A 21235-nucleotide genomic window follows, 5' to 3' on the forward strand; every position below is an offset into this window, starting at 1 on the left:
CCTGAACAAGCAGGAATTTCTGATCTCGTCAGGACAGCGCGTGCAGACACTCGAGTTCTGGCTGGAGCAACGATGGCTGATTCCAACCGAGGCGGCTTCAGGCGCACAGTTCTCCGACGTGGATGTAGCTCGCGCGCAGCTGATCCGCGATCTCAAGAGCGATCTGGGTGTCAACGACGAGGGGATCGACGTCATCCTCCATCTCATCGATCAGCTGCATGGTGTCCGACAGGCCTTCGCGTCGATGCGCGCCGCACTTGACGATGATTCACGAAACGTCTGAACGCGTTACCCACGGTCGATTGGGGGCTAGGTATTGAGGGAGCAGCTATTCAATGGAACGTACGCTCGGCAACGGACCGATAGTCGGCTTGGTACTTGAGGCCCTGGTCCGCACACTCATCGCGAAGAACGTCTTGTCGTCCGATGACGTGAGGGCGTTGCTCTTTGAGGTGGCGACACGCCTTGATGTTGAAGGGAGCCCCCAAACGCCGCAGGCTGCGAAGATCATGGTCGATGAGGATCTGGCGCCTGTCTTCCTTGGTGACGACCGGAAGGTGACGACCGAGCCGCCCTTCGGGAAGTCTTCGTTGATCTCGACACCGACCGAAGAAAAGTAACCCGCGCGAGCGTTAACGCGAGCGCGTCATCGCCTTGCAGAACAACCCAGAGATGGGTGGGAACAGGATGCCAACGTCAGGACGTTTTCTCTATCGCGAATTGACGATCGCGGACGACGGCTTCAATCGCCGGCTTGTGCCTGCTGCGATGTTCGCGATCCAGCCGAGGAGCGGAATGGCTTATGGCTCGGCGCGGCTTGTGGTAGGCATACCGCTTTGCCTTCGCTTTTTCATTGCGCTGGAGGAGGCCATCTCGCCCTGCGTTGAGATGGTGGCCGTCAAGAGCTGAGTCGGGAGGGATATGGATGTCTGAGGAAGCCCCGCGTGACGTTGCCGAACCGGTGGTCGACCCGGAATTCGGACCTTGGCTTGCGCAAGCCTCAATCCTGATCGTGGACGACGAACCGGGCATGCGCAATTTCCTCGTCAAACTCCTGCGACCGCGCTGCAGGCTGATCGAGGAGTCCGCGGACGCCAAGGATGCATCGCGGAAGCTCGATGGGCAGCATTTCGACGTCGTCATCCTCGACAACGTCATGCCCGGAAAGACTGGCCTGGATTGGCTTGCGGAGCAGCGGGCGATCGGGTTCTTCACCGATGTCATCCTTATGACCGCCTATGCCGATCTCGACACGGCAATTGGCGCACTGCGCATCGGCGTCATTGATTTTGTCATCAAGCCATTTCGATCCAATCAATTGCTCAATGCCGTTGCACGTTGCCTCGACCGGGCGAGACTGCAGCGGGAGAATTTCGTGCTGCGCCATGAACTGAAGTCGTCCTCGCAGCAGCTGTATCTGCGAAACAAACTTCTCGGAGCATCCGCAGCAATTCAAAAGGCGCGGGAGACTATCGCTCGGGTGGCGCCGTTGCCGACGCCGGTTCTGTTTACCGGCGAGTCCGGAACAGGCAAGGAGGTTGCCGCTCGATCGCTCCATTCCCTGTCCAACCGGGCGGACAAGCTGTTCGTGCCGGTCAACTGCGGGGCGATCCCCTCAGAAATGATTGAAAGCGAACTCTTTGGCCATGTGAGGGGGGCGTTCACAGGCGCAGGGAAGGCCCGAGAGGGGCTGTTCATGTTCGCGCAAGGAGGCACTCTTTTCCTGGACGAGATCGGCGAGCTCCCATACCAGCTGCAAAGCAAGCTGTTGCGCGTGCTTGAGGATCGTCGGGTGCGTCCCGTCGGCTCGGAGCGAGAGGTGCCGATCGACGCCCGCTATGTCTTCGCGACCAACGCCGATCTGCAGAAGCGGGTTGCCGCAGGCACCTTTCGTGCGGATCTCTATTTTCGTATCAACATCATGCAGATCGAGCTTCCGCCTCTTCGGGACCGCGATCAGGATGTGCTCGAGCTTGCCGAGATCTTCATGCGTGAGATTTCCGAGCAGCTTGGCATGCCGCGCGTTCCGATCGACGCCGGAATGCGGACGTTCCTCCTGCAGTACGATTGGCCAGGCAACATACGGGAGCTGCGCAATCTGATCGAGCGAACGGTGATCCTCGGTGAGTTCCGCGAGGATTATCTCAAGTCGCGCAGCGAAAGATCCACAAGCGATATCACGCTCGCCGATGTGGAGCGGCGCCATATCCTCTTTGTGCTTCGCGAGTCGGACGGCGACCGTGAGGAAGCGGCCCGCCGTCTCGGGATCTCGCGCAAAACGATCGACCGCAAATGCGCAAGCTGGCAACTCTGATAACGAGCTTTTCCCCGAAGGCCTCCGTGCGGTATCGCCTGCTGGCGATGGCACTCCTGCCGATGCTCGTCATTCTTCCGCTGCTGCTTGGAATCAGCATTTATCGCTGGAACGTGAGGTTCGACGCGGTATTGACGTCCAAGGTCCATGACGACCTGACGATCGCCAGGCAATATCTCGGACGAATTTTCGAGAACACCGAGGACTATCTGGTATCGTCGGTGAACTCCGCGCGCTTTCAGTCGATTGTGCAAACGCCGGGCTATGAGCGTGGCGCTCTGAGCGATTATCTCAAGGACATCGCACAGGCTCGCGGCTTTGATTTTCTTTACGTTGTCGCTGACGATGGCGCGGTCGTCGCGAGTGAATATCAGATGGCGGCCGTGCCACGATGGAATTGGCCTGTCATCAGCGCGGCGCTCGAGGGACGAGCGCGAACCGCGATTGATGTGTTTCAATCGATGGAGCTCGCGGCAATCTCCACCGATCTTCCGAAGCGCGCCCAGATCGACATCGTGGCGACACCTGGAAGTGCGCCGACCACGCGGACGCAAGAGAGCCGCGGGCTGGTATTGCAATCGGCGACGCCGGTTTCGCTGCCGAATGGACGGAAGGCCGCGCTGGTTGGTGGAATGCTGCTCAATCAGAACCTTGCGTTCGTCGACACGATCAACGACCTGATCTATTCCGGGGCGGGTTTGCCGGAAGGCAGTCGCGGGACCGTTACGCTTTTTCTCGATGACATACGTATCAGCACCAATGTGAGGATGTTCGAAGGGCAGCGGGCAATTGGCACGCGTGTCTCTGCGGAGGTTCGAGATGCGGTTCTCGATCGCGGCCAGACGTGGCTCGATGGCGCATTCGTCGTCAACGACTGGTACATCTCCGCCTACGAGCCGATTCGTGACAGCTATAATCGCCGCGTCGGAATGCTCTACGCCGGCTATCTCCGGCAACCGTTCGCCGCGGCAAAGCGCGGGACGGTTCTGGAAATCGCCCTGGCATTTGTCGTTGCGGTTGCATTGACTGTCCCGCTGTTTTTGACATGGGCGGCGAGCATCTTCCGGCCGCTCGAGCGGATGACGACGACGATTTCGAAAGTGGAAGGCGGTGAATTAGGCGCACGAACCGGACCCGTCGATGGGCGCGACGAGATCGAGCAGGTTGCGGTTCATCTGGATCGACTGCTCGATCAGATCCACGAGCGCGATGCCCAGCTGCGGCAATGGAACCAGGAGCTCAACCAGCGCGTCGAGGAACGCACAAACAAGCTCGTGCATGCGAACCAGCAACTGGAAGCGACCACTAAGCAGCTGATCATGTCGGAAAAGCTCGCTGCAATTGGTGAAATCACCGCGGGTGTCGCCCATGAGATCAATAATCCGATTGCGGTGATGCAGGGCAATTTGGAGATCATCAGGGACATGATGGGGGCCAAGGCGGACGAAGCAAAAACCGAGTTTCGGCTCATCGACGAGCAGATGCATCGCGTCAGTGAAATTGTGACGAGGCTCCTGCAATTCGCCAAGCCGCAGGAGTATGCCGGCTTTACCGATCAATACGATCCTGCCGTCGTCGTCACCGACACGCTGCCGCTCGTCAAACATCTGCTGAACAAGACGACGATCAGCGTCGAAACGGACTATCACGCCTCACGCCTGATCTCGATGAACCGCACCGAATTGCAGCAGGTGCTCGTCAATCTCCTCGTCAACGCAATTCATGCAACGTCCGGAGGCGGGCGTTTGACGATTCGAACCTTCGACCGGAATGAGGGAAGGCGCCGTGGCGTCGTGATCGATGTGACGGACACCGGTGGCGGCATGACGCCGGACGTGATGCAGCGGATCTTCGATCCATTCTTCACCACCAAGAGGCGGGAGGGAACCGGGTTAGGGCTGTCCATTAGCCAGATGCTCGTAACGCGCCAAGGTGGTAAGATCTCCGTCGAGAGCGAACCCGGCAAGGGTACGACCTTTGCGGTCTGGCTGCCCGCCGAGGATTGATGGTGACCGAAGAGTCGGTGACATTTCGTCCCGCTGCAAAGACAAATTGTCCGTCGGCTCCTCGTTGCAGTGATTAAGCGATTGATATCGCATGACGCCTCGCCTGGCATGGCGGTTGCTGGAATCGCGAGGGGCAGTCGGAGCCTCAATTGAGTGCAACAATGAGTCTGAGGTCAAGGAGAAGGAGACGCAGCAATGCCACGTCATCACGGAAAAATGCCCCCTGTTCCGCCGGCCAGCCGCAGCCCGAAGGGCACCGGCAGCGACCCCGAGGTCAAGAAGGATACGTCGTCGAAGCAGCGTGAAGACAATTACGCGGAACAAGGTGACACAGCAAACATTCGCGAGAACACCACCAACAAGGGTTACTTCCAGGGGCGCCGCGTCAAATGATGCCAGGCTGATCGATGTTGTTCTGCCGGAAGTGACGGCTCTCGGCCGCTACGTGAAGAGCGAGGAGCTTCAGAAATGACCGTTGTGTCCAATCAGCAGCTATCGAAGGATATGCAGGCCAAAGCGCATCTGCTCATCGACCAGGTCGGTCTCGTGCCGCAGGCGCAGGATCAGCCATTGCAAGCGGGCGACCTGCTCTTTTACATCAGCGAGACGACGATGCCGATGGCTGCCTTTTTGCAGAGCCATGGCCTGTTCATGGACGACGAGGGGCTGCACTTCGACTTTTCGCAGTTCGATGCTATCCGCGAAGTTGCCGTCAAAGTCGTTGCCGAGCATGATGCCGGAAAGCTGGACGGCGTCTGGAAGCAATTCGATCTCTCCACCGACGAGGACGCCGACTACAATGGCGAGTATATCCTGCTTGCCCTTGCCGCCCTCGCGATCATGTATGATCAGGGGGCCTAGGCGAGCCGGGTGCCTCGCTGCACCAGCGGCAGGCGAGACCGCGATCGAGGAGATGCGTGATGACGCTGATTGAACTGGCTGACGCGCTGGAGAAGGTTGACGAGGAGGCGTTTGCCTCAATGCTGTTGGAGTACGAGCTCAGTCACGTTGATGAGCCCAAGGTCGTGAAGACGATGATCGTCGAGGCGCTTCGTTTTGCGGACGCGCATGGATTTCGCGTGGCTCGACCGCCACTCGATGAGGCCGACTAGCCGCGCCGTCGTTTCGGTGCTTTGCTCCGAAGCGCTTACGGAGCTTGCGCCGCACCTTTCGCGCCGTTTCGGCCGATTCAGCGAAATAGCCGTCGCAGAGGGTCGGTCATTGCTGATCGATCGCCCTCATTCGATTTCGGTCCATATCGAACGCCGCGTTTGACCAGCGATCCTCATCCTCAGTTTGGTGAGCCGTGCTCCAAAGCGATACGCAGGACATTTTGTCCGTCTTGCTTTCGACAAGTTGTCCGAAAGCACCGCCCTCCTGCGACGCAACTGATTGATATCGTAGAATTTCCGATGTGGCACATGAGTTGCTCAGTATCTCGGGGCAGTAGCGCGGTCGCGTGGCAATCACCATGCCGTCGCCGATGTTCTCTCCAGAGGAGATGTCCATGTCCTTCACGCTTCCCGATCTGCCCTACGCGCATGATGCGCTCGCTCCCTACATGTCGACGGAAACGCTGGAGTATCACCACGACAAGCATCACGCCGCGTATGTGAATGCCCTCAATACCCTCATCAAGGGCACCGAATGGGAAGGAATAAGCCTGGAGGATGTCGTGATCGGCTCGTTCGGGCACAACGTTCCCGTATTCAACAATGCGAGCCAGGACCTGAACCACACCTACTTCTGGAAATGGATGAAGCCGCACGCTCGAGCAGCCTTGCCGGGGATGCTCGAAAGGAAAGTCAAGGCGGACTTCGGCTCGATCGAAAAAATGAAAGAAGAGTTCATCGCTGCCGGTGTCGGACAGTTCGGATCTGGCTGGTGTTGGCTGGCGGTCCAGAACGGGAAGATGATCGTCATGAGAACACCCAATGGCGAGAACCCGCTTGTCTATGGTGCAAAGCCCATACTGGGCTGCGATGTGTGGGAACACGCCTACTACATCGACTATCGCAATCGGAGGCCGGATTACATCAGGGCGTTTCTCGACCACCTCGTGAACTGGGAATATGTCGATGATCTCTTCAAGCAGGCAGCGTGATCAATGAAGGTCGTACCGATTGGCGCAACTGGACGCTTCGCGCTCGTCGTGAAGCCCGAACACCTCGCCAACCGCGTCAAGGATAGCATCCTGCCGCCGGTGCTGGCGACGCCGGTCATGATCATGGCGATGGAGAACGCGGCCTTGAATGCCGTTCGTGACTATCTCGAGCCGGGTGAGAGCGTGGTCGGCACCATGGTCAATGTCCAGCATCTTGCTGCGACCGCAGTCGGACAGACGGTGACCGCGATTGCCGAGGTCACAGCGGTCGAAGGGCGTCGGATCATGTTTGCCGTCAGCGCCGTCGATGAAATCGAGGCGGTGGGCAGAGGTACCCACGAGCGGACGGTTATTGAACTCGCCAGGCTGAGAAAGCGCCTCGATGAAAAGATCGCGCGTTCAGCGGCGGCCCGAGCCGCGCCGCGTTGAGACGGAGGGCGAGCCATACTGCAGTCCGTCAGGACCGGACTTGAGCATCAAGCAGGGAATAACCGCGATGTCCGATCTCCTCGTTATCACTCTCTACCCGACCGAAGCCAAAGCCGAAAAGTTGAGGCAGAAGCGCCCCGGATATGCAGCCCGTTGCGCCAACACGAGCCGGATCGCAACTCCGTTCCTGACCATTTGACGACAGACCACGGGTCTGAAAGGCGGCGCCATGAATGCTGAAAAATTTACCGACCGCGCGAGGGGCTTTATCCAGTCGGCGCAGTCTCTGGCAACAAGAGAGGGCAACCAACAGTTCACGCCTCTCCATGTGCTCAAGGTGTTGCTCGACGACAATGAGGGCCTGGCCGCCGGTCTGATTGACCGGGCAGGTGGCAATTCGCGAGCGATCCTGCACGCGACGGAGGCGGCTTTGGCAAAGCTGCCGAAAGTGTCCGGCTCCGGTGCGGGACAAGTCTACATGGCGCCCGATACCGCGCGCCTGTTTACCGCCGCCGAGGATCTGGCGGGAAAGGCCGACGACAGCTTCGTCACCGTTGAACGCCTGCTGCAGGCCTTGTCTACGGACAAGAACAGCGAAGCTGCGAAGATCCTGGCGCAGGGCGGTGTCAATGCCCAGGCGCTTGGTGCTGCGATCGATTTGCTCCGCAAGGGCCGCACCGCGGACAGCGCGTCAGCCGAGAATGCATATGACGCACTGAAGAAGTACGCCCGCGATCTGACGCAGGCCGCGCGTGAAGGCAAGCTCGACCCAGTGATCGGCCGCGACGAGGAGATCCGCCGCACGATCCAGGTTCTGTCACGCCGGACCAAGAACAATCCCGTCCTGATCGGCGAACCGGGGGTCGGCAAGACCGCCATCGTCGAAGGGCTCGCTTTGCGGATCGTCAACGGCGACGTTCCCGAAAGCCTGCACGACAAGAAGCTGCTTGCGCTCGATCTGGGCGCCCTGATCGCGGGCGCCAAGTACCGCGGCGAGTTCGAGGAACGATTGAAGACGGTGCTTTCCGAGGTGACGTCGGCGGAAGGCGGAATCATCCTCTTCATCGACGAGATGCATACGCTCATCGGCGCCGGCAAGACCGATGGCGCGATGGATGCGTCCAATCTTCTCAAGCCGGCACTGGCGCGCGGCGAGTTGCACTGTGTAGGCGCGACCACACTCGACGAGTACCGCAAGCATGTCGAGAAGGATGCCGCGCTTGCCCGCCGTTTCCAGCCGGTCTTCGTGTCGCAGCCCACGGTGGAGGACACGATATCGATCCTGCGCGGCCTCAAGGACAAATATGAACAGCATCATGGCGTTCGGATCTCGGACGCTGCGCTGGTTGCCGCCGCAACGCTATCCAACCGCTACATCACCGATCGGTTTCTTCCCGACAAGGCCATCGATCTCGTCGACGAGGCGGCGGCACGGCTCAAGATGCAGGTCGACTCCAAGCCGGAGGAGCTGGATTCGCTTGACCGCGAAATCGTGCGTCGCAAGATTGAACAGGAGGCACTCAAGAAAGAGAGCGATGCCGGATCGAAGAGCCGTCTGAAGACGCTCGACGGGGAGCTGGTTGATCTCGAGAAGCGCTCCGCCGACATGACGACGAAATGGCAGGCCGAGAAGAGCAAGCTCTCGGACGCCCAGAAGATGAAGGCGCAGCTCGAGCAGTTGCGCACGGAGCTGGCCAACGCGCAGCGCAAAGGTGAGTATCAGCGGGCAGGCGAGCTGTCCTACAGCACGATCCCCGAACTCGAAAAGAAGCTGGCTGCCGTTGAAGCCAGCGAGAGCAGCTCGATCAGCGAGACGGTCACGGCCGACAACATAGCCCAGGTGGTCTCGCGCTGGACCGGCGTTCCAGTCGACAAGATGTTGGAGGGCGAGCGGGAAAAACTGCTCCAGATGGAGGAGATGATCGCCAAGCGCGTCGTCGGGCAGACGCAAGCCGTTCGCGCCGTGTCGACGGCTGTGCGACGGGCTCGCGCAGGACTGCAGGACCCGAACCGGCCGATGGGCTCGTTCATGTTCCTTGGTCCCACTGGTGTTGGTAAAACGGAATTGGCGAAGGCGCTTGCGGAGTTCCTGTTCGACGATGAACACGCGATCCTTCGTATCGACATGTCGGAGTTCATGGAGAAGCACTCGGTCGCGCGGCTCATCGGCGCGCCCCCGGGTTATGTCGGCTACGACGAGGGCGGTGTACTGACGGAAGCGGTGCGGCGACGGCCATATCAGGTTGTACTGTTCGACGAGATCGAGAAGGCGCATCCGGACGTCTTTAACGTGTTGTTGCAGGTGCTGGACGACGGCCGCCTGACCGACGGCCAGGGCCGTACCGTCGATTTCCGCAACACCCTCATCATCATGACCTCGAATCTGGGCGCGGAATTCCTCGTCAATCAGGGGGAAGGCGAAAAGACGAGCGCCGTTCGCGACAACGTCATGGAGATGGTCCGCGCGCATTTCCGGCCGGAATTCCTCAACCGCGTCGATGCAATCATCCTGTTCCAGCGGTTGCAGAAGAACGACATGGGGCGGATCGTCGATATTCAGTTTGCGCGCCTGCGCAAGCTCCTCGACGAACGCAAGATCGCGTTGTCGCTGGATGCCAAGGCCCAGAACTGGCTGGCTGAGAAAGGCTGGGATCCGGCCTATGGCGCCAGGCCGCTCAAGAGAGTGATCCAGCGGTACGTGCAGGATCCGCTGGCTGAGATGTTGCTTGCCGGCGATGTCCGCGACGGCTCCACAGTGCAGATTTCCTCCGGGAAGGACGGTTTGACGTTCAACGGCAAGACTGTGAAGTCGCCGGACGATGACGAGGCAATCTAAGCGTCGGGCTTGGGAATAGCATTGGAACGAGCAGGTGCAACCCTATGAAGAAGCATGAGATCAAGGAAGGCATGGAAGTCGTCGGGTTTGACGGCGTGAAAATCGGTGTCGTCGACGGCGTCGAGGGTGATCGCATCAAGCTGAAGAAGAGCGAGAGCGACGGCTACCACAAGCGACATCACCACTATATCGGCATGGATTTCGTGGACAGCATCACGGATCAAAAGGTGCGGCTCTGCTCCGATGCCAATATCGTCGAATTCTTTGAAGAGGAAAAGTCCGGACGCCCCGTCAAATAGCAATAGGTATGAACAGTCCGCGGCCACGCAGTCACCGCGGATGATCGCTCACACAACCATCGCAATGAGCACCGAGGGAGAAGTACGGTCATGAACAAGATCAACGGCGGAATGGAAGTCATCGGCGCTGACGGCGTGCATGTCGGCACAGTCGATCGGGTCGAGGGAAATCGCATCAAGCTGAAGAAGAGCGACAGCTTCGGGCATCACAAAGGTCATCAGCATTATATCGAATTGGGATTCGTCGCCGGCGTCGAGGGCGACAAGGTGCGCCTATCCGCCAATGCCGACATTGCGCTGACACTGGAAGAAGAACCGTCGGGCCGTCCGGTCAATCTCGGATAGCCGGGAGATTGCAGCGGGATCGCCGCGACAGTCTTTGTCTGGCAGGACCTTTCGACTTCACGCCAACGGCAGCTGACTCGAGGCCGCGTGAGTCGTTGCGCACCTGGTTTGGACAATTTGTCCTTGCCGGGGTGGACAGTTTGTCAGAGCCGGTTGGTCAGATTGGCATAAGCTATTGATATCGCGATGCACTCGGACTGGCATGGCGGTTGCTCCATAGCGGATGAAACACCCGACAGAGCAACAGGGAAGCATCGACACAATGGAAGAATACGATCTCTACATCAACGTGAAGAAGCCGGCGATCGGGATCTACGTCCGCAAGGGCGCGCAGCTCCCAGACCTCGCGGACAAGGGCGATTGGGTTTTTGACGGGACCTCCGCTCAGGATCTTTTGCCGCCGAGTGTGATCGAGGGTGTCAAGGCCGATGGCCATGCCTTTCGGGATATGGATTGACCGGGTCTCGGCCTGACCAGCCGGAGTGAATACACCTCAAGGGACGCCGCGGCCTGGTGTCTCCGCTATCTCGATCGCGTTGCCGGTTATTCCACGCCTCGTTCGGAAGGCCCGCGGCTGCACCGACGCCGCGGCGCGATGTTCGGGTGGGCGGACGGACGCGCCCGGCGCATTGAGTGGCTCCGGACCGGCCGCCAAGGAGTGATCGTGCCACCCGTCGTACCACAACCAGTCATCGCGAAATTGACGCGAGCCGCGATATTTCTCGTCGTCAGGATCAATCCTGGAAAGGAGAGTGAAGTTGCGGTTCGCGGTCTATGCGCCGATCTGTCGTCTCTGCTGCGGGCGGTTGGATTTCGCGATCTCGAAGCCCGGTTGTCATGTGTGATGGGTTTGGGCTCCGATGCTTGGGATCGACTGTTTGGTCATCCGCGGCCAAGGGATCTCCATCCCTTCAAGGAAATCCACGGGGTGCATCACGCTGTTTCCACGCCAGGCGACATTCTCTTTCATATTCGGTCCGTCCGCATGGACCTGTGTTTCGAGCTCGCCTCGCAGATCATGTCCCGACTGGGCACGGCCGTCACGACGATCGACGAGGTTCATGGATTCAAATACTTCGACGATCGCGACTTGCTCGGATTCGTCGACGGAACCGAAAACCCGACCGATCATGATGCGGTCAACGCGACGACGATTGGACAAGAGGATCCTGCATTCGCTGGCGGAAGCTACGTCATCACCCAGAAGTATCTGCACGACGTGAAACGATGGAACAGCATATCCATTCCGGAGCAGGAAAATATCATCGGTCGCCACAAACTGTCCGACATCGAGCAGCAGGACTCGGCCAAAGCGCCCTATGCCCATAACGTCCTGACGACGATCATCGAGGATGGTGAGCAGCTTGAGATCGTGCGCGACAACATGCCTTTCGGCGAAATCGGCAAGGGTGAATTTGGCACCTATTTCATAGGCTACGCTCGCTCGCCGCACCGGATCGAGCAGATGCTCGAGAACATGTTTGTCGGCCGACCGCCTGGCAACTACGATCGGCTGCTGGATTTCAGCCGCGCCGCTACGGGCTCGCTGTTTTTCTTGCCGTCAGCAACATTTCTCGACGATGTTTCGCCGGAAGACATCGGCATCACGCCGTCCAGCGAGGAGGCGCCGGTCGACGCTGAGCGGCGTGGGGCAGATCCATCGGATGCCGCTCGTAGACATCCGCCCGTCAGCGACGGGTCGCTTGGAATTGGCTCCTTAAAAAAGAAGGCGAACCATGAATAATCTCCACCGGCACCTCGCTCCAATATCCGACGCGGCATGGGCTCAAATCGAGGAGGAGGCTTCCCGCACCCTGAAGCGACACCTTGCCGGCCGGCGTGTGATTGACGTCCCCGAAGCCAAGGGGAGTGGCTTTTCTGCGCTAGGGACCGGCCATGTCAAACAACTCCAGGCTCCAGGCGAGGGTTTTGTCATCGCTCGTGGGACCAGCCGGCAGGTTACGCATCGTGGCGAGGCGGGCGGCGACATCATGGTTGAACATGCATTCTGAAGCCAGGGCAGGAACCGATGCAGCATTGATCGCGGCGGACGCGATGAAAACGGCAATTCTAGTCATTGGGGTAACTCCACGGCTTTGTCGCATGCCGTGATCCTGCCGTTCCCTCCGGTGAAATTCGTGAATGTCCTTGCGTCCGTATGGACGTGCTTGCGCCAATGCCGCTTACAGCGTTCTCCCGCCGGCTTGTCGATCAGTACTTCACCGCAACTCCGGACAAGAGATTGGCGATGTATGGCTCCTAGAGTGCCGAAGTCGCACTTAACACCGTAGCTTGCGTGCGACGCACGACCTGCAGTGAGCGTCTTCTCCCTCCCGAGATGCTCGTACGCGGCGCCGAACGCCTGGCGCGGCGCCGCACCAGGTCATCTAGGCCGATGGCGATCGCCGCTCGCCATCGGCCCATTTCTTTTGGAAGGGCCTCGAAGACTAGGTTTCCGACCTACCGGCTTTTTTGAGGTCTACGGCATGGGCTCGTTTCAAGCATCGCTATCTTGATAATTCTGACTTTGAAGGGACGGGGCAGCAGCGGCCGCAACGCCGCCGGATTACTCGCCACGGATATCGCTCGGCGCCTTGTTGGTCCAGCGGTGGAACGCGCGCCTGAAGTTTGCCGCATCGCTGAAGCCGAGCGCCAACGCGATATCGTCATTGGCGAGCGTCGTGTTGCGGAGATATTTCAGCGCAAGCTGGGTCCGCAGTTCATCGTGTAGCCCACGGAAAGAAAAGCCCTGCTGACGAAGCTGGCGCCGTAACGAGCGGTCGTTCACGCCGAGCAGCTTGGCGATGGCTTCGAAAGTCGGGGGATTAGCGATGTCGCGAAGCAGCATGGCGCGGATCTTTCCGGCAACGCCGGTCCGCAATTTCAGGTCTCCGAGCAAGTCGTCGCAGAGCGCGACGATGGTCGGATACGTCGTCTTGTTGCCCAGATCCGCGCTCCGGTCCAGCCACTGCGCCTTGAAGACGATTTGGTTGGCGGGCTGATCGTAGCGCACCGGGCACCCGACGCTATCGGGCGGAAGATCGAAGTCGGATGCCTGCGGATAGGCAAGCTTGATTTCAAAGGGCACAAAGCCCGGACCCATGACGTCACGCATCAGCGAGATGTGGATGCCGATCTGCATCTCGGCGACGAATCGATAGAGCGCGGAGTCCGCAAGCGCGTGCAGATTGGGCTCGATGGTCCATCGCGCATGGGCCTTGTCCTCGATGAAGTCGATCGCCGCGAGCGGCGCCGCGAGCGCGTGGTAGCGCATCGCAAATTCCATCGCCTTGCGAAAGTCCGGGCAGCACAGCAGCGCATAAAGGTCGCGATCTGCGGCACCGTTGCGGCCGGCGACGGCGGGCCTGACTACGGCGGTTCCCCTGAGGTCGTGGAAGGTAAGGTCTTAGATCCGGGCCCGGTCGCAGGCCTTTGACCAGGAGGTCCGGAAGCCGCCAGATGTCCAGGGGCGGCCATGTGAGTTGGCCAGAATGAGAGGACTTCGCCGCTCGGTTTTGTCCAGCACGACCTTGAGTGGAGCGCCCGCAGGCATCACGATCCGGCGCCCCGTCTTCGACTGGCGCAGCCGTATATGGGAGCCGTCATAGGCTGACCAGGGTAACCGCAAGAGATCGCCCTGACGCTGGCCGGTCCAGAGAGCCAGTTTGATCTCATTACTGGCGGTCTCGAGGACGGCTGCAATCTGTTCCTCGCCCCAGATATTGTCCTTTCGATCGGCCGCATAGAGGCGGCCGCCACGCTCGCACGGATTGCTGGCGATGATGCCGTGATCCTTGGCGAACGACATCAGCCGCGCCAAAGCGGTCCAGGCTAGTCGGCCTTGCGGGGCGTTTCCGCAAACGAATCCCGCCAGCTTTTGAAGTCGCCCCGGACCCGACGGTCAGCGAGCGGCAGGTCCCCGAACTCGTTCTCGATAAGCTTGAGGTGGGAGAGGTACGAGCGGCGGGTAGTGCTCCGAACAAACTCCATAGAATCTACCCGGTTGTGGAGTGGCACGAAGGCGATTGGGAAGATCGCACTTTCGTCAGCCAGCGCAACTGCAAGGAGCGGTATCGAGGTCAAGCTGGCGCCCCGTGGGAACACCGGCGCGCATAAGCGGTCAAGCTCGATCTAGCCGCTCACAGTGTCTTGAGAGGCGACGATAATCGTCGGCAAGCATCAAGCACAAACTCGATCTTCATGCGCATTTGCTGCACGACCATTTCCAGGCCTGTTAGGACGACACGGCGTGCAAAAAAATGGATGGGCGCCTTTCTCCAACGAGCCAACCTCGCCCCGCAAGCGGGGCGAGGTACTCAGGCTCAGGTGCCTTCGAACTTGAACGACACGGCGAGCTTGGCGCGATAGGCCTCTACTTTTCCCTTATCGTCCAGTTGCATATCGAGTTTGACGACCTCTGCAACACGAAGATCTCGGAGAGATTTTGCAGCTTGCTCGACTGCATTGGCGGCGGCTTTCTCCCAGGAGTCTTTGCTAGTACCGACCAGTTCAATGACCTTGTAAACGCTATCAGCCATGTCGTTCTCCTGTTCAGTAAGAAGCAGGCAGCAGGTGCTCCCTGCCGTTGACGAATCTAGCATCAAGACGTTGGCGCTGATACCTGCGTCGGCGGCCACTACTCGGTACACACGACAAAGGAGACTCTTCGTTCGGGGGAAAGCAATATCGTTGCCATCGGTCGTCGCTTGCACAATCAGGGTGTCCTCGGGTCCAAGTAAGAGCCGCCGGGCAGGGGCGATCGGCCAATGACGTCGTGACGAATGACCCGATCACGCTCTGGGTTGAAGCCAGGCGGACCTGTACAAAGGATATATTCTCCCCGCTGGCGCGCGGAGCATACTGACCCTAGCCGCATGTCGATCGTCCTGGACTGATCCTGCCGATCAGTGGGCGACGCAGGCCTCGGGGACAGGGATGCATCAGACAAACGCAGATATCCGACGTCTGGATATCGAGCATTTCATTCATCCTTACACGGATTTCGCGACCTTCAAGTCCGAAGGCAGCCAGATCGCGGCGAGGGCGTCCGGCGTCCACGTCATCGACGAAAATGGGCAGCGCTATGTAGACGGGATCGCCGGCCTGTGGTGCGTCAATCTCGGGCACGGCCGGCGCGAGATCGTCGATGCGATCGCCGAGCAGGCCGCAACGATGCAGTACTACAATCCGTTCGGGCACACGACCAACATTCCAGCTACGCTGCTGGCCGCCGAGCTTGCCGAGCTGCTGCCCGGATCGCTCAATCATGTTTTCTACACCACGGGTGGCTCGACGGCGAACGATCTCGCCATCCGCATGGTGCACTACTATTTCAATCGGCGCGGCATGCCGCGCAAGAAGAAGATTATCTCGCGCGTGGATGCGTATCACGGCTCGACCTACGTGACCGCGCGCCTCACTGGCATTCACGCCACGAAGTACGATTTCGACGAGGTGGCTGAAGGGCTCGTGCATCATGTTTCCGCTGCGAACCTCTATCGTCGGCCGGCCGGAATGGACGAGGCGGCGTTTTGCAATCACCTGGTGAGTGAGTTTGAGGACCGGATTCTACAACTCGGACCGGACAACGTGGCGGCGTTCATTGCCGAGCCGATCATGGGTGCGGGTGGAGTCATGGTGGCGCCTGCAGGTTACCACGCGCGTATGCATGCGATCTGCCGAAGATACGGCATGCTCTATATCGCCGATGAAGTCGTCACCGCATTTGGCCGTCTGGGAGAGTGGAGCGCTTCCGAGACGCTGTACGGCTACACGCCGGACATTATGATCGTCGCGAAGGGACTCACTTCCGGATACGTCCCGCTCGGTGCGGCGATCTTCTCGTCCGAGATATACGACGTCATCTCGACCCCGCAGCGCAAGGGCGCGGTGCTATCACTCGGCTTTACTTATACAGGTCACGCGGTTGCCTGTGCTGCGGGCCGGGCGACCATCGCGATGATGAAGCGGGACGACGTTAATCAGCACGTTCGGAAGATCGGGCCGCTGTTTCAGGGCCTGTTGTCGTCACTGAGGTCGTTCGAGGTCGTCGGTGACGTACGTGGCAGCCATCTGATGGCGGGCATCGAGCTCGTCAAGGATCGTCACCAAAGATTGCCATTCGGCGCTGAAGTGGGCGCCGCCCACCGGGTCTTTCTCGCTTGCCGGCGTCGTGGGCTTATCGTCCGGCCGATCGGGAACGTTGTGGTGCTGTCTCCACCACTTGTCTTCAGCCAAGAGGACTGCCGGGAGACCTGCCGGATCATGTCCGAGGCAGTCGAGGAAGTGACACCCGCGCTGCTGGCAGCGTGAGGGTGGCGTGATCGCCGTCGTGTGAAAAGCACGTCGAGCAGGAAATCGACACCAAATCAGGCTGGAGCCCGTGCTGTGGAAGCCGCTGTCACAACGCTACTGAATGCCCTGACTCTGATCGGAATCCTGTCGCTGGTCGGGCTTGGGCTGACCATCAGCTTTGGCCTGATGAACGTCACCAACCTGGCGCATGGCGAGTTCCTGACCGTCGGCGCCTATGCGGTGTACTTCACTCAAAGCTTCGGCGGATCGTATTGGCTTGGCCTTGTGACCGCGCCGCTCGCGGCGGCAATCGTCGGCTGTGCTCTGGAATGGCTGATCCTACGGCATCTCTACGAAAAGCCGATTGCTGCAATCCTTGCCACATGGGGTGCCAGCCTCGTGATCCAGCAGTCGCTCGAGCTCGTGTTCGGCCTGGGCGGAAAGCCGGTCTTGCCTCCTGTGCAAGGGGCGCTCGATCTCAGCGTCGCTGCCTATCCCGCGTATCGAATCCTATTGATCTGCATCGCCGCGATTGCACTTGGACTCGTGCTTGTTCTGGTGCGGCGCACCAGCTTCGGCCTCGACATCCGGACCGTCATCCAGAACAGGACGATGGCGGAGGCGGTGGGCATCAACACACGGCGTGTCTACGCGATTGCCTTTGCATTCGGCGCAGGCGTGGCCGGGCTCGCCGGGGCGCTTGTCTCGCCGTTGACGACGGTGCTTCCGCAAATGGGCGTGGGCTATCTCGCCAACGCGTTCTTCGTCGTCATCGTGGGCGGCGCGGGTTCAGTCGCCGGCCTGATCGCCGGCAGCACCTTCATTGGCGGCCTCACCAGCGTTCTGAACTACCAGATGTCACCGTCTCTGGTGCAGGCGATCGTGCTGCTCGTCGCGATTCTCATCGTCAGGGTACGACCCAATGGATTGCTTTCGACAGCGGGAGCTCTCCGATGAAGCACCGTGGCCGGCTTGTCGCGCTCGCGGCAGGAACCTGCGTCCTGTCGATCTATCCGGCGTTCGCTGACGAGTACCATCTGACCGTGCTGCGAGATGCGCTGCTGTTCGGCCTGTTCGCCGTGAGCCTTGATTTCTTCTGGGGAAGCACCGGAATCCTGAGCTTTGGCCACGCCACCTTCTTCGGTCTGGGCGGTTATGTCATGACGCTGGTCACCATGACGAGCGGATTGCCTGCTCCGTCTGTGCTGGGCTTGTTCGCCGCCGTCGGCGCGCCCGCAGCACTGGCGGCGATCGTCGGCTACTTCCTGCTGTTCGGCGGCGTGCGCGGCAGCTTCTTCACCATCGTTACGCTGGCGCTGTCCGTGATCGCGCAGCAGCTCGTGATTTCATGGTCGTCGGTCACCGGCGGAGACACCGGACTGCTCGGCGTCCCCCCGCTCGCGCTCGGAGGATATGAGATCTCCGGAGCGATGGCGACTTACATCGTCGTTGCCGTGACGCTGATTGTCGTGCTGCTCGCCCTGCGCGCGCTCGAGCAAAGCCGGTGGGGCAAGATTCTCATCGCCATCGGCGATAACGAGGTCCGGGCGGCTGCGCTGGGGCACAACGCGCCGGCCCGCCTGACCCTGACATTCGTCATTTCCGCAGCGGTGGCGGGGTTTGCCGGCGGGCTCTATGTGGCGATCGCCGGCGTGGTCGCGCCTGATCTCATTGGGCTGCTTCTGTCGACCGAGGTGATCGTCTGGGTCGCCATCGGCGGGCGCGGCACGCTGCTCGGCCCGGTGGTCGGTGCCGTGCTGGTGCAACGCGCGCAGCAGGAAATCAGCAGCATGAATCCGAGCCTCTGGCCGCTGATCCTTGGATGCACCTTCGTCATCATCGTCTTTGTGGCGCCGGATGGCGTGATGTCGATCGCCGAACGGTCGCGCATGCTGCTCAGACGGAGGTCGGCATGAGCGAGGTCCTGCTGGAGATGAAGGGCGTCAGCGTGAAGTTCGGCGGTCTCACCGCGCTGTCGGATATCGATTATTCGATCACCAGCCGGTCGCTTGCCTGCATTATCGGCCCGAACGGCGCGGGCAAGAGCACGTTCCTCAACGTGCTGACGGGAACATTGCGCCCGTCGATCGGCTCCGTCGCCTTTCGTGGACGCGACATTGGGGGCCTTGCGCTACACCGCATCTCAAGATTGGGCATTGCGCGAAAATTCCAGATTCCTTCGGTCTTTCCTTCGTTGAGCGTGGCGGAAAATATGGACGTCGCGCGCTGGGGAGCGGCCAGGGAACCGGACGAAACGGATGTGCTGGAAATGGTCGGCCTCTCAGCGCGCCGCGACGTAAAGGCCGCGGACCTCTCACATGGCGAGAAGCAATGGCTGGAGATCGGCATGGCGATCGCGGCGTCGCCGAAGCTCCTGCTGCTCGATGAACCGACGGCCGGCATGACCTCCCAGGAAACCCAGGCGACGGCCGCACTGCTCCATCGCCTGAAGAGGCACACTGCGATCATCGCGGTCGAGCACGACATTAGCTTCGTCCGGGCTCTCGATACCGACACGCTGGTCTTGCACCAGGGGCGCCTGTTCCGGCGCGGTCCCTTCAGCGAGATCGAGGCGGACGAGGCGGTGCGCGACGTCTATCTGGGGAGGCGGTAGCCGTGCTGGTCGTCTCGAACATCCGCGCTGGCTACGACCAGATTCCGGTGCTTCATGGCGTCGCTCTCTCCGTCACCGCAGGCGAGGTCGTCGCGCTGCTTGGTCGCAACGGCGCGGGCAAGACCACACTGCTGCGTACACTGGCAGGGGAGCTTCCCGTGCGCGGCGGACTTGTCAGGCTGGACAGCCAGGACGTGACCAAGATCCGGGCCTATCGCCGGGCGCGCGCCGGCATCGCGCATGTCCCACAGGGGCGTGGGATCTTCGGTCGTTTGACGGTGGAGGAAAACCTCGAGGTCGGAACGCGCGCGGCGATTGGTCGCCGGAAGGCGGATGTTCGCGACGAAGTCTACGAGATCTTTCCGGTCCTGCGAGAGCGGAGAAATCAGCTCGCGGGTACCTTTTCGGGCGGACAGCAGCAGATGCTCGCGATCGCACGCGCATTGTGCGGTCAACCTAAGGTGCTGCTGCTCGACGAGCCGTCAGAGGGAATCCAGCCGAACATCGTTCAGCAGATCGCCGAGCTGGTGCTGAAACTGGCCGCAGACAAGGGCATCGCTGTTCTGCTCGTCGAGCAAAATCTCGAATTCGTGCTGCATGCCGCTTCGCGCTGCCTCGTGATGGACAAGGGACGGATCGTGCACACGGGACTCACGACGGAATTCCGCAACGAAGCGCTGCTGAAGGAGCTGCTGGCGCTTTGAGGCGAATCGACAGGATACCAATGGAGGAGGAACACCATGTCCAAGCTGATTTCCCGACGCAAGGTGCTCAAAGGGGGAGGCGCGCTCGCCGCATTCGCGGGCATCGGGTTGCCTGGCATCGCCAGGGCCTCCGATACCGTCAAGATCGGGTTGACGATTCCGACCACCGGCCTGCAGGCGATTCTCGGCCAGACGCTGCTCAACTGCTACCAACTGGCCGCCGAACAGCTCAATGCCAAGAACGGAATCGGCGGCCGCAAGATCGAGCTGGTGGTGGAGGACAATCAGACCACCACCAAGGGCGCGGTCGACAAGGCGCGCAAATTACTCGGCCAGGACAAGGTCGATGTCATCATGGGCGGAATTATCTCGCTCGAGCGGGCCGGAACACTGTCGGTAACCGCGAAGGCGAAGAAGCTCTATTTCTATCCGACCTTCTTCGAGGGAGGCGAGTGCAGCCGTTACTTCGTCGCCACGGGTGCTATTCCGACGCAGCAGGTCGATCCGGTGGTTCCCTGGGTGACCAGCAACCTCGGCAAGTCGGTCTACATCCTCGGCTCGGATTATTCCTGGCCGCGCAAGATGACGGATGCGATCACCGCCGCACTTGGCAAGGCGGGAGGACGGGTTGTAGCTGCGGATTTCTATCCGTTCGGCACGCAGGATTTCGGCCCGGCATTCCAGCGGGTCAAGGACCTCAAGCCGGACGTCGTCTGGTCGATGGTGGTCGGCAATGACGGCGTCGGTCAGCTCAAGCAGTACCGCAGTTTCGATCTCAAGCAGCCGATGGTGGGGCCCGCGGACGAGGTGATCAACATGGCTGCGCTGCCGAAGGGACTCGCGGCAGGAACCTACGCCCCGCAGTCCTACTGGATGGCGATCGATACGCCCGCGAACAAGGCTTTCATCAAGAATTTCCGCAGCAGGTTCGGCGAGGAGCGGATGCTCAACAGCATCGGCGAAGCCGCCTACAACGGCCTCAATCTTTATGCGCTCGCGGTCGAGAAGGCCGGCTCCGTCGAGGACGACAAGGTGATCGCCGCTCTGTCGACGGTCGAGTTCGACGCGCCGCAAGGCCCGATTCGAATCGATCCTTCCAACAATTGCTGCGTCCTCAATTCATATGTCGGGAAGTGCGCCGAAGACGGCTGGCACTACGAGGTGACCAAGTCGTTCGGGCAGATTGCACCGGTAACGCCGGACTGCAACCTGCGCAGCTAGAGCGTGATCCACGTCAGGTGACTCCGCTGCGACGCCACGGGCCGTGGCAGCGGGCGCCCGCGCGGATAT

Annotated in this window: 27 protein-coding genes and 1 pseudogene; 23 read left to right on the forward strand and 5 right to left on the reverse strand. The window is 60.4% G+C overall.

The window, feature by feature from the left end; genetic code table 11:
* Position 1 precedes the first annotated feature (1 nt).
* From FNJ47_RS07035 to FNJ47_RS07070, 8 genes are all read left to right on the forward strand, one after another.
* A complete protein-coding gene (locus tag FNJ47_RS07035) occupies positions 2-283 on the forward strand; it encodes a chaperone modulator CbpM (protein ID WP_163152056.1) in 282 nt (93 codons plus the stop codon).
* 52 nt (positions 284-335) lie between these two features.
* Positions 336-620 carry a hypothetical protein gene (locus FNJ47_RS07040; protein ID WP_235999565.1) on the forward strand — a complete coding sequence of 95 codons (285 nt, stop codon included), beginning with the start codon at positions 336-338 and terminating at the stop codon, positions 618-620.
* Between the two features lie 34 nt (positions 621-654).
* Positions 655-909: a hypothetical protein gene (locus tag FNJ47_RS07045; protein WP_163151998.1), complete on the forward strand. Its 255-nt coding sequence runs from the start codon at positions 655-657 to the stop codon at positions 907-909.
* A gap of 16 nt (positions 910-925) precedes the next feature.
* On the forward strand, positions 926-2314 hold the full coding sequence (locus FNJ47_RS07050) for a sigma-54-dependent transcriptional regulator (RefSeq protein ID WP_163152000.1): 1389 nt from the start codon (positions 926-928) through the stop codon (positions 2312-2314).
* Positions 2293-4320 (forward strand): sensor histidine kinase, encoded by a 2028-nt coding sequence (locus tag FNJ47_RS07055; RefSeq protein ID WP_163152002.1) that lies wholly within the window; start codon positions 2293-2295, stop codon positions 4318-4320. Before FNJ47_RS07050 ends, FNJ47_RS07055 begins: the two co-directional genes overlap by 22 nt.
* Positions 4321-4515: 195 nt before the next feature.
* Positions 4516-4713: a hypothetical protein gene (locus tag FNJ47_RS07060; RefSeq protein ID WP_163152004.1), complete on the forward strand. Its 198-nt coding sequence runs from the start codon at positions 4516-4518 to the stop codon at positions 4711-4713.
* A gap of 75 nt (positions 4714-4788) precedes the next feature.
* Positions 4789-5181, forward strand: coding sequence for a hypothetical protein (locus FNJ47_RS07065; RefSeq protein WP_163152006.1), 393 nt, complete (start codon positions 4789-4791; stop codon positions 5179-5181).
* A gap of 59 nt (positions 5182-5240) precedes the next feature.
* Positions 5241-5432, forward strand: a complete 192-nt coding sequence (locus FNJ47_RS07070; protein WP_163152009.1) for a hypothetical protein — start codon at positions 5241-5243, stop codon at positions 5430-5432.
* A gap of 106 nt (positions 5433-5538) precedes the next feature.
* On the opposite strand, the gene FNJ47_RS07075 is transcribed toward FNJ47_RS07070, so the two are convergent.
* Positions 5539-5829 carry a hypothetical protein gene (locus FNJ47_RS07075; RefSeq protein ID WP_163152011.1) on the reverse strand — a complete coding sequence of 97 codons (291 nt, stop codon included), beginning with the start codon at positions 5827-5829 and terminating at the stop codon, positions 5539-5541.
* Here FNJ47_RS07075 and FNJ47_RS07080 point away from each other — a divergent pair.
* From FNJ47_RS07080 to FNJ47_RS07120, 9 genes and pseudogenes are all read left to right on the forward strand, one after another.
* Complete coding sequence (locus FNJ47_RS07080; RefSeq protein WP_163152012.1) at positions 5828-6424, forward strand: superoxide dismutase; 597 nt, start codon at positions 5828-5830, stop codon at positions 6422-6424. The genes FNJ47_RS07075 and FNJ47_RS07080 overlap by 2 nt on opposite strands.
* 3 nt (positions 6425-6427) lie before the next feature.
* Positions 6428-6853, forward strand: coding sequence for a thioesterase family protein (locus tag FNJ47_RS07085; protein ID WP_163152014.1), 426 nt, complete (start codon positions 6428-6430; stop codon positions 6851-6853).
* A gap of 40 nt (positions 6854-6893) precedes the next feature.
* A complete protein-coding gene (locus FNJ47_RS07090) occupies positions 6894-7052 on the forward strand; it encodes a hypothetical protein (RefSeq protein ID WP_163152016.1) in 159 nt (52 codons plus the stop codon).
* A gap of 30 nt (positions 7053-7082) precedes the next feature.
* Complete coding sequence (gene clpB, locus FNJ47_RS07095) at positions 7083-9689, forward strand: ATP-dependent chaperone ClpB (protein ID WP_163152018.1); 2607 nt, start codon at positions 7083-7085, stop codon at positions 9687-9689.
* 44 nt (positions 9690-9733) lie between these two features.
* The gene (locus FNJ47_RS07100; RefSeq protein WP_163152019.1) at positions 9734-9988 is read left to right on the forward strand and encodes a DUF2171 domain-containing protein; all 255 of its coding nucleotides are present in this window, start codon (positions 9734-9736) and stop codon (positions 9986-9988) included.
* A 90-nt stretch (positions 9989-10078) separates the two neighbouring features.
* On the forward strand, positions 10079-10333 hold the full coding sequence (locus FNJ47_RS07105; RefSeq protein WP_163152021.1) for a DUF2171 domain-containing protein: 255 nt from the start codon (positions 10079-10081) through the stop codon (positions 10331-10333).
* A gap of 262 nt (positions 10334-10595) precedes the next feature.
* A complete protein-coding gene (locus FNJ47_RS07110; protein WP_038387850.1) occupies positions 10596-10790 on the forward strand; it encodes a hypothetical protein in 195 nt (64 codons plus the stop codon).
* Positions 10791-10997: 207 nt separating this feature from the next.
* The gene (locus FNJ47_RS07115; protein WP_347341624.1) at positions 10998-12077 is read left to right on the forward strand and encodes a Dyp-type peroxidase; all 1080 of its coding nucleotides are present in this window, start codon (positions 10998-11000) and stop codon (positions 12075-12077) included.
* A pseudogene (locus FNJ47_RS07120) lies at positions 12070-12261 on the forward strand (encapsulin); the annotation flags it as partial. The gene FNJ47_RS07115 and the pseudogene FNJ47_RS07120, both read left to right, overlap by 8 nt.
* Here the strand turns inward: FNJ47_RS07120 and FNJ47_RS51075 are convergent.
* The 4 genes from FNJ47_RS51075 to FNJ47_RS07145 form a co-directional block, all read right to left on the reverse strand.
* A complete protein-coding gene (locus FNJ47_RS51075) occupies positions 12217-12411 on the reverse strand; it encodes a hypothetical protein (protein WP_163151931.1) in 195 nt (64 codons plus the stop codon). The pseudogene FNJ47_RS07120 and the gene FNJ47_RS51075 overlap by 45 nt on opposite strands.
* A 488-nt stretch (positions 12412-12899) precedes the next feature.
* Positions 12900-13607 carry a helix-turn-helix domain-containing protein gene (locus tag FNJ47_RS50160; RefSeq protein ID WP_235999572.1) on the reverse strand — a complete coding sequence of 236 codons (708 nt, stop codon included), beginning with the start codon at positions 13605-13607 and terminating at the stop codon, positions 12900-12902.
* A 132-nt stretch (positions 13608-13739) separates the two neighbouring features.
* Positions 13740-14141, reverse strand: a complete 402-nt coding sequence (locus FNJ47_RS50165) for a site-specific integrase (protein WP_175068355.1) — start codon at positions 14139-14141, stop codon at positions 13740-13742.
* 514 nt (positions 14142-14655) lie between these two features.
* Positions 14656-14871, reverse strand: coding sequence for a dodecin family protein (locus FNJ47_RS07145; RefSeq protein WP_163152025.1), 216 nt, complete (start codon positions 14869-14871; stop codon positions 14656-14658).
* Between the two features lie 397 nt (positions 14872-15268).
* Between FNJ47_RS07145 and FNJ47_RS07150 the strand changes: the two genes are divergently transcribed.
* The 6 genes from FNJ47_RS07150 (at position 15269) to FNJ47_RS07175 (ending at position 21166) form a co-directional block, all read left to right on the forward strand.
* Positions 15269-16645: an aminotransferase gene (locus FNJ47_RS07150; protein ID WP_163152028.1), complete on the forward strand. Its 1377-nt coding sequence runs from the start codon at positions 15269-15271 to the stop codon at positions 16643-16645.
* 75 nt (positions 16646-16720) lie between these two features.
* Positions 16721-17584 carry an ABC transporter permease subunit gene (locus tag FNJ47_RS07155; protein WP_163152029.1) on the forward strand — a complete coding sequence of 288 codons (864 nt, stop codon included), beginning with the start codon at positions 16721-16723 and terminating at the stop codon, positions 17582-17584.
* A complete protein-coding gene (locus FNJ47_RS07160) occupies positions 17581-18543 on the forward strand; it encodes a branched-chain amino acid ABC transporter permease (protein WP_163152031.1) in 963 nt (320 codons plus the stop codon). The genes FNJ47_RS07155 and FNJ47_RS07160 overlap by 4 nt, the downstream gene beginning before the upstream one ends.
* Before the next feature lie 17 nt (positions 18544-18560).
* Entirely contained in the window at positions 18561-19241 is a 681-nt protein-coding gene (locus tag FNJ47_RS07165) for an ATP-binding cassette domain-containing protein (protein ID WP_235999577.1), read from the forward strand.
* 2 nt (positions 19242-19243) lie between these two features.
* A complete protein-coding gene (locus FNJ47_RS07170; protein ID WP_163152036.1) occupies positions 19244-19945 on the forward strand; it encodes an ATP-binding cassette domain-containing protein in 702 nt (233 codons plus the stop codon).
* 36 nt (positions 19946-19981) lie between these two features.
* Complete coding sequence (locus FNJ47_RS07175) at positions 19982-21166, forward strand: substrate-binding protein (protein WP_235999579.1); 1185 nt, start codon at positions 19982-19984, stop codon at positions 21164-21166.
* The last annotated feature ends 69 nt before the right edge of the window (positions 21167-21235 follow it).

Origin of the sequence: Bradyrhizobium uaiense (genome assembly GCF_010811875.1) — a bacterium.
Taxonomy (GTDB): domain Bacteria; phylum Pseudomonadota; class Alphaproteobacteria; order Rhizobiales; family Xanthobacteraceae; genus Bradyrhizobium; species Bradyrhizobium uaiense.

Excerpts from the sequence above, each read along its gene's own strand:
- FNJ47_RS07040 (WP_235999565.1), top strand. The coding sequence starts at position 336 with ATGGAACGTACGCTCGGCAACGGACCGATAGTCGGCTTGGTACTTGAG.
- FNJ47_RS07050 (WP_163152000.1), top strand. The coding sequence starts at position 926 with ATGTCTGAGGAAGCCCCGCGTGACGTTGCCGAACCGGTGGTCGACCCG.
- FNJ47_RS07055 (WP_163152002.1), top strand. The coding sequence starts at position 2,293 with ATGCGCAAGCTGGCAACTCTGATAACGAGCTTTTCCCCGAAGGCCTCC.
- FNJ47_RS07060 (WP_163152004.1), top strand. The coding sequence starts at position 4,516 with ATGCCACGTCATCACGGAAAAATGCCCCCTGTTCCGCCGGCCAGCCGC.
- FNJ47_RS07065 (WP_163152006.1), top strand. The coding sequence starts at position 4,789 with ATGACCGTTGTGTCCAATCAGCAGCTATCGAAGGATATGCAGGCCAAA.
- FNJ47_RS07070 (WP_163152009.1), top strand. The coding sequence starts at position 5,241 with ATGACGCTGATTGAACTGGCTGACGCGCTGGAGAAGGTTGACGAGGAG.
- FNJ47_RS07080 (WP_163152012.1), top strand. The coding sequence starts at position 5,828 with ATGTCCTTCACGCTTCCCGATCTGCCCTACGCGCATGATGCGCTCGCT.
- FNJ47_RS07075 (WP_163152011.1), bottom strand. The coding sequence starts at position 5,829 with ATGGACATCTCCTCTGGAGAGAACATCGGCGACGGCATGGTGATTGCC.
- FNJ47_RS07085 (WP_163152014.1), top strand. The coding sequence starts at position 6,428 with ATGAAGGTCGTACCGATTGGCGCAACTGGACGCTTCGCGCTCGTCGTG.
- clpB (WP_163152018.1), top strand. The coding sequence starts at position 7,083 with ATGAATGCTGAAAAATTTACCGACCGCGCGAGGGGCTTTATCCAGTCG.
- FNJ47_RS07100 (WP_163152019.1), top strand. The coding sequence starts at position 9,734 with ATGAAGAAGCATGAGATCAAGGAAGGCATGGAAGTCGTCGGGTTTGAC.
- FNJ47_RS07105 (WP_163152021.1), top strand. The coding sequence starts at position 10,079 with ATGAACAAGATCAACGGCGGAATGGAAGTCATCGGCGCTGACGGCGTG.
- FNJ47_RS07110 (WP_038387850.1), top strand. The coding sequence starts at position 10,596 with ATGGAAGAATACGATCTCTACATCAACGTGAAGAAGCCGGCGATCGGG.
- FNJ47_RS51075 (WP_163151931.1), bottom strand. The coding sequence starts at position 12,411 with ATGACTAGAATTGCCGTTTTCATCGCGTCCGCCGCGATCAATGCTGCA.
- FNJ47_RS50160 (WP_235999572.1), bottom strand. The coding sequence starts at position 13,607 with ATGCGCTACCACGCGCTCGCGGCGCCGCTCGCGGCGATCGACTTCATC.
- FNJ47_RS50165 (WP_175068355.1), bottom strand. The coding sequence starts at position 14,141 with ATGTCGTTCGCCAAGGATCACGGCATCATCGCCAGCAATCCGTGCGAG.
- FNJ47_RS07145 (WP_163152025.1), bottom strand. The coding sequence starts at position 14,871 with ATGGCTGATAGCGTTTACAAGGTCATTGAACTGGTCGGTACTAGCAAA.
- FNJ47_RS07150 (WP_163152028.1), top strand. The coding sequence starts at position 15,269 with ATGCATCAGACAAACGCAGATATCCGACGTCTGGATATCGAGCATTTC.
- FNJ47_RS07160 (WP_163152031.1), top strand. The coding sequence starts at position 17,581 with ATGAAGCACCGTGGCCGGCTTGTCGCGCTCGCGGCAGGAACCTGCGTC.
- FNJ47_RS07165 (WP_235999577.1), top strand. The coding sequence starts at position 18,561 with ATGAAGGGCGTCAGCGTGAAGTTCGGCGGTCTCACCGCGCTGTCGGAT.
- FNJ47_RS07175 (WP_235999579.1), top strand. The coding sequence starts at position 19,982 with ATGTCCAAGCTGATTTCCCGACGCAAGGTGCTCAAAGGGGGAGGCGCG.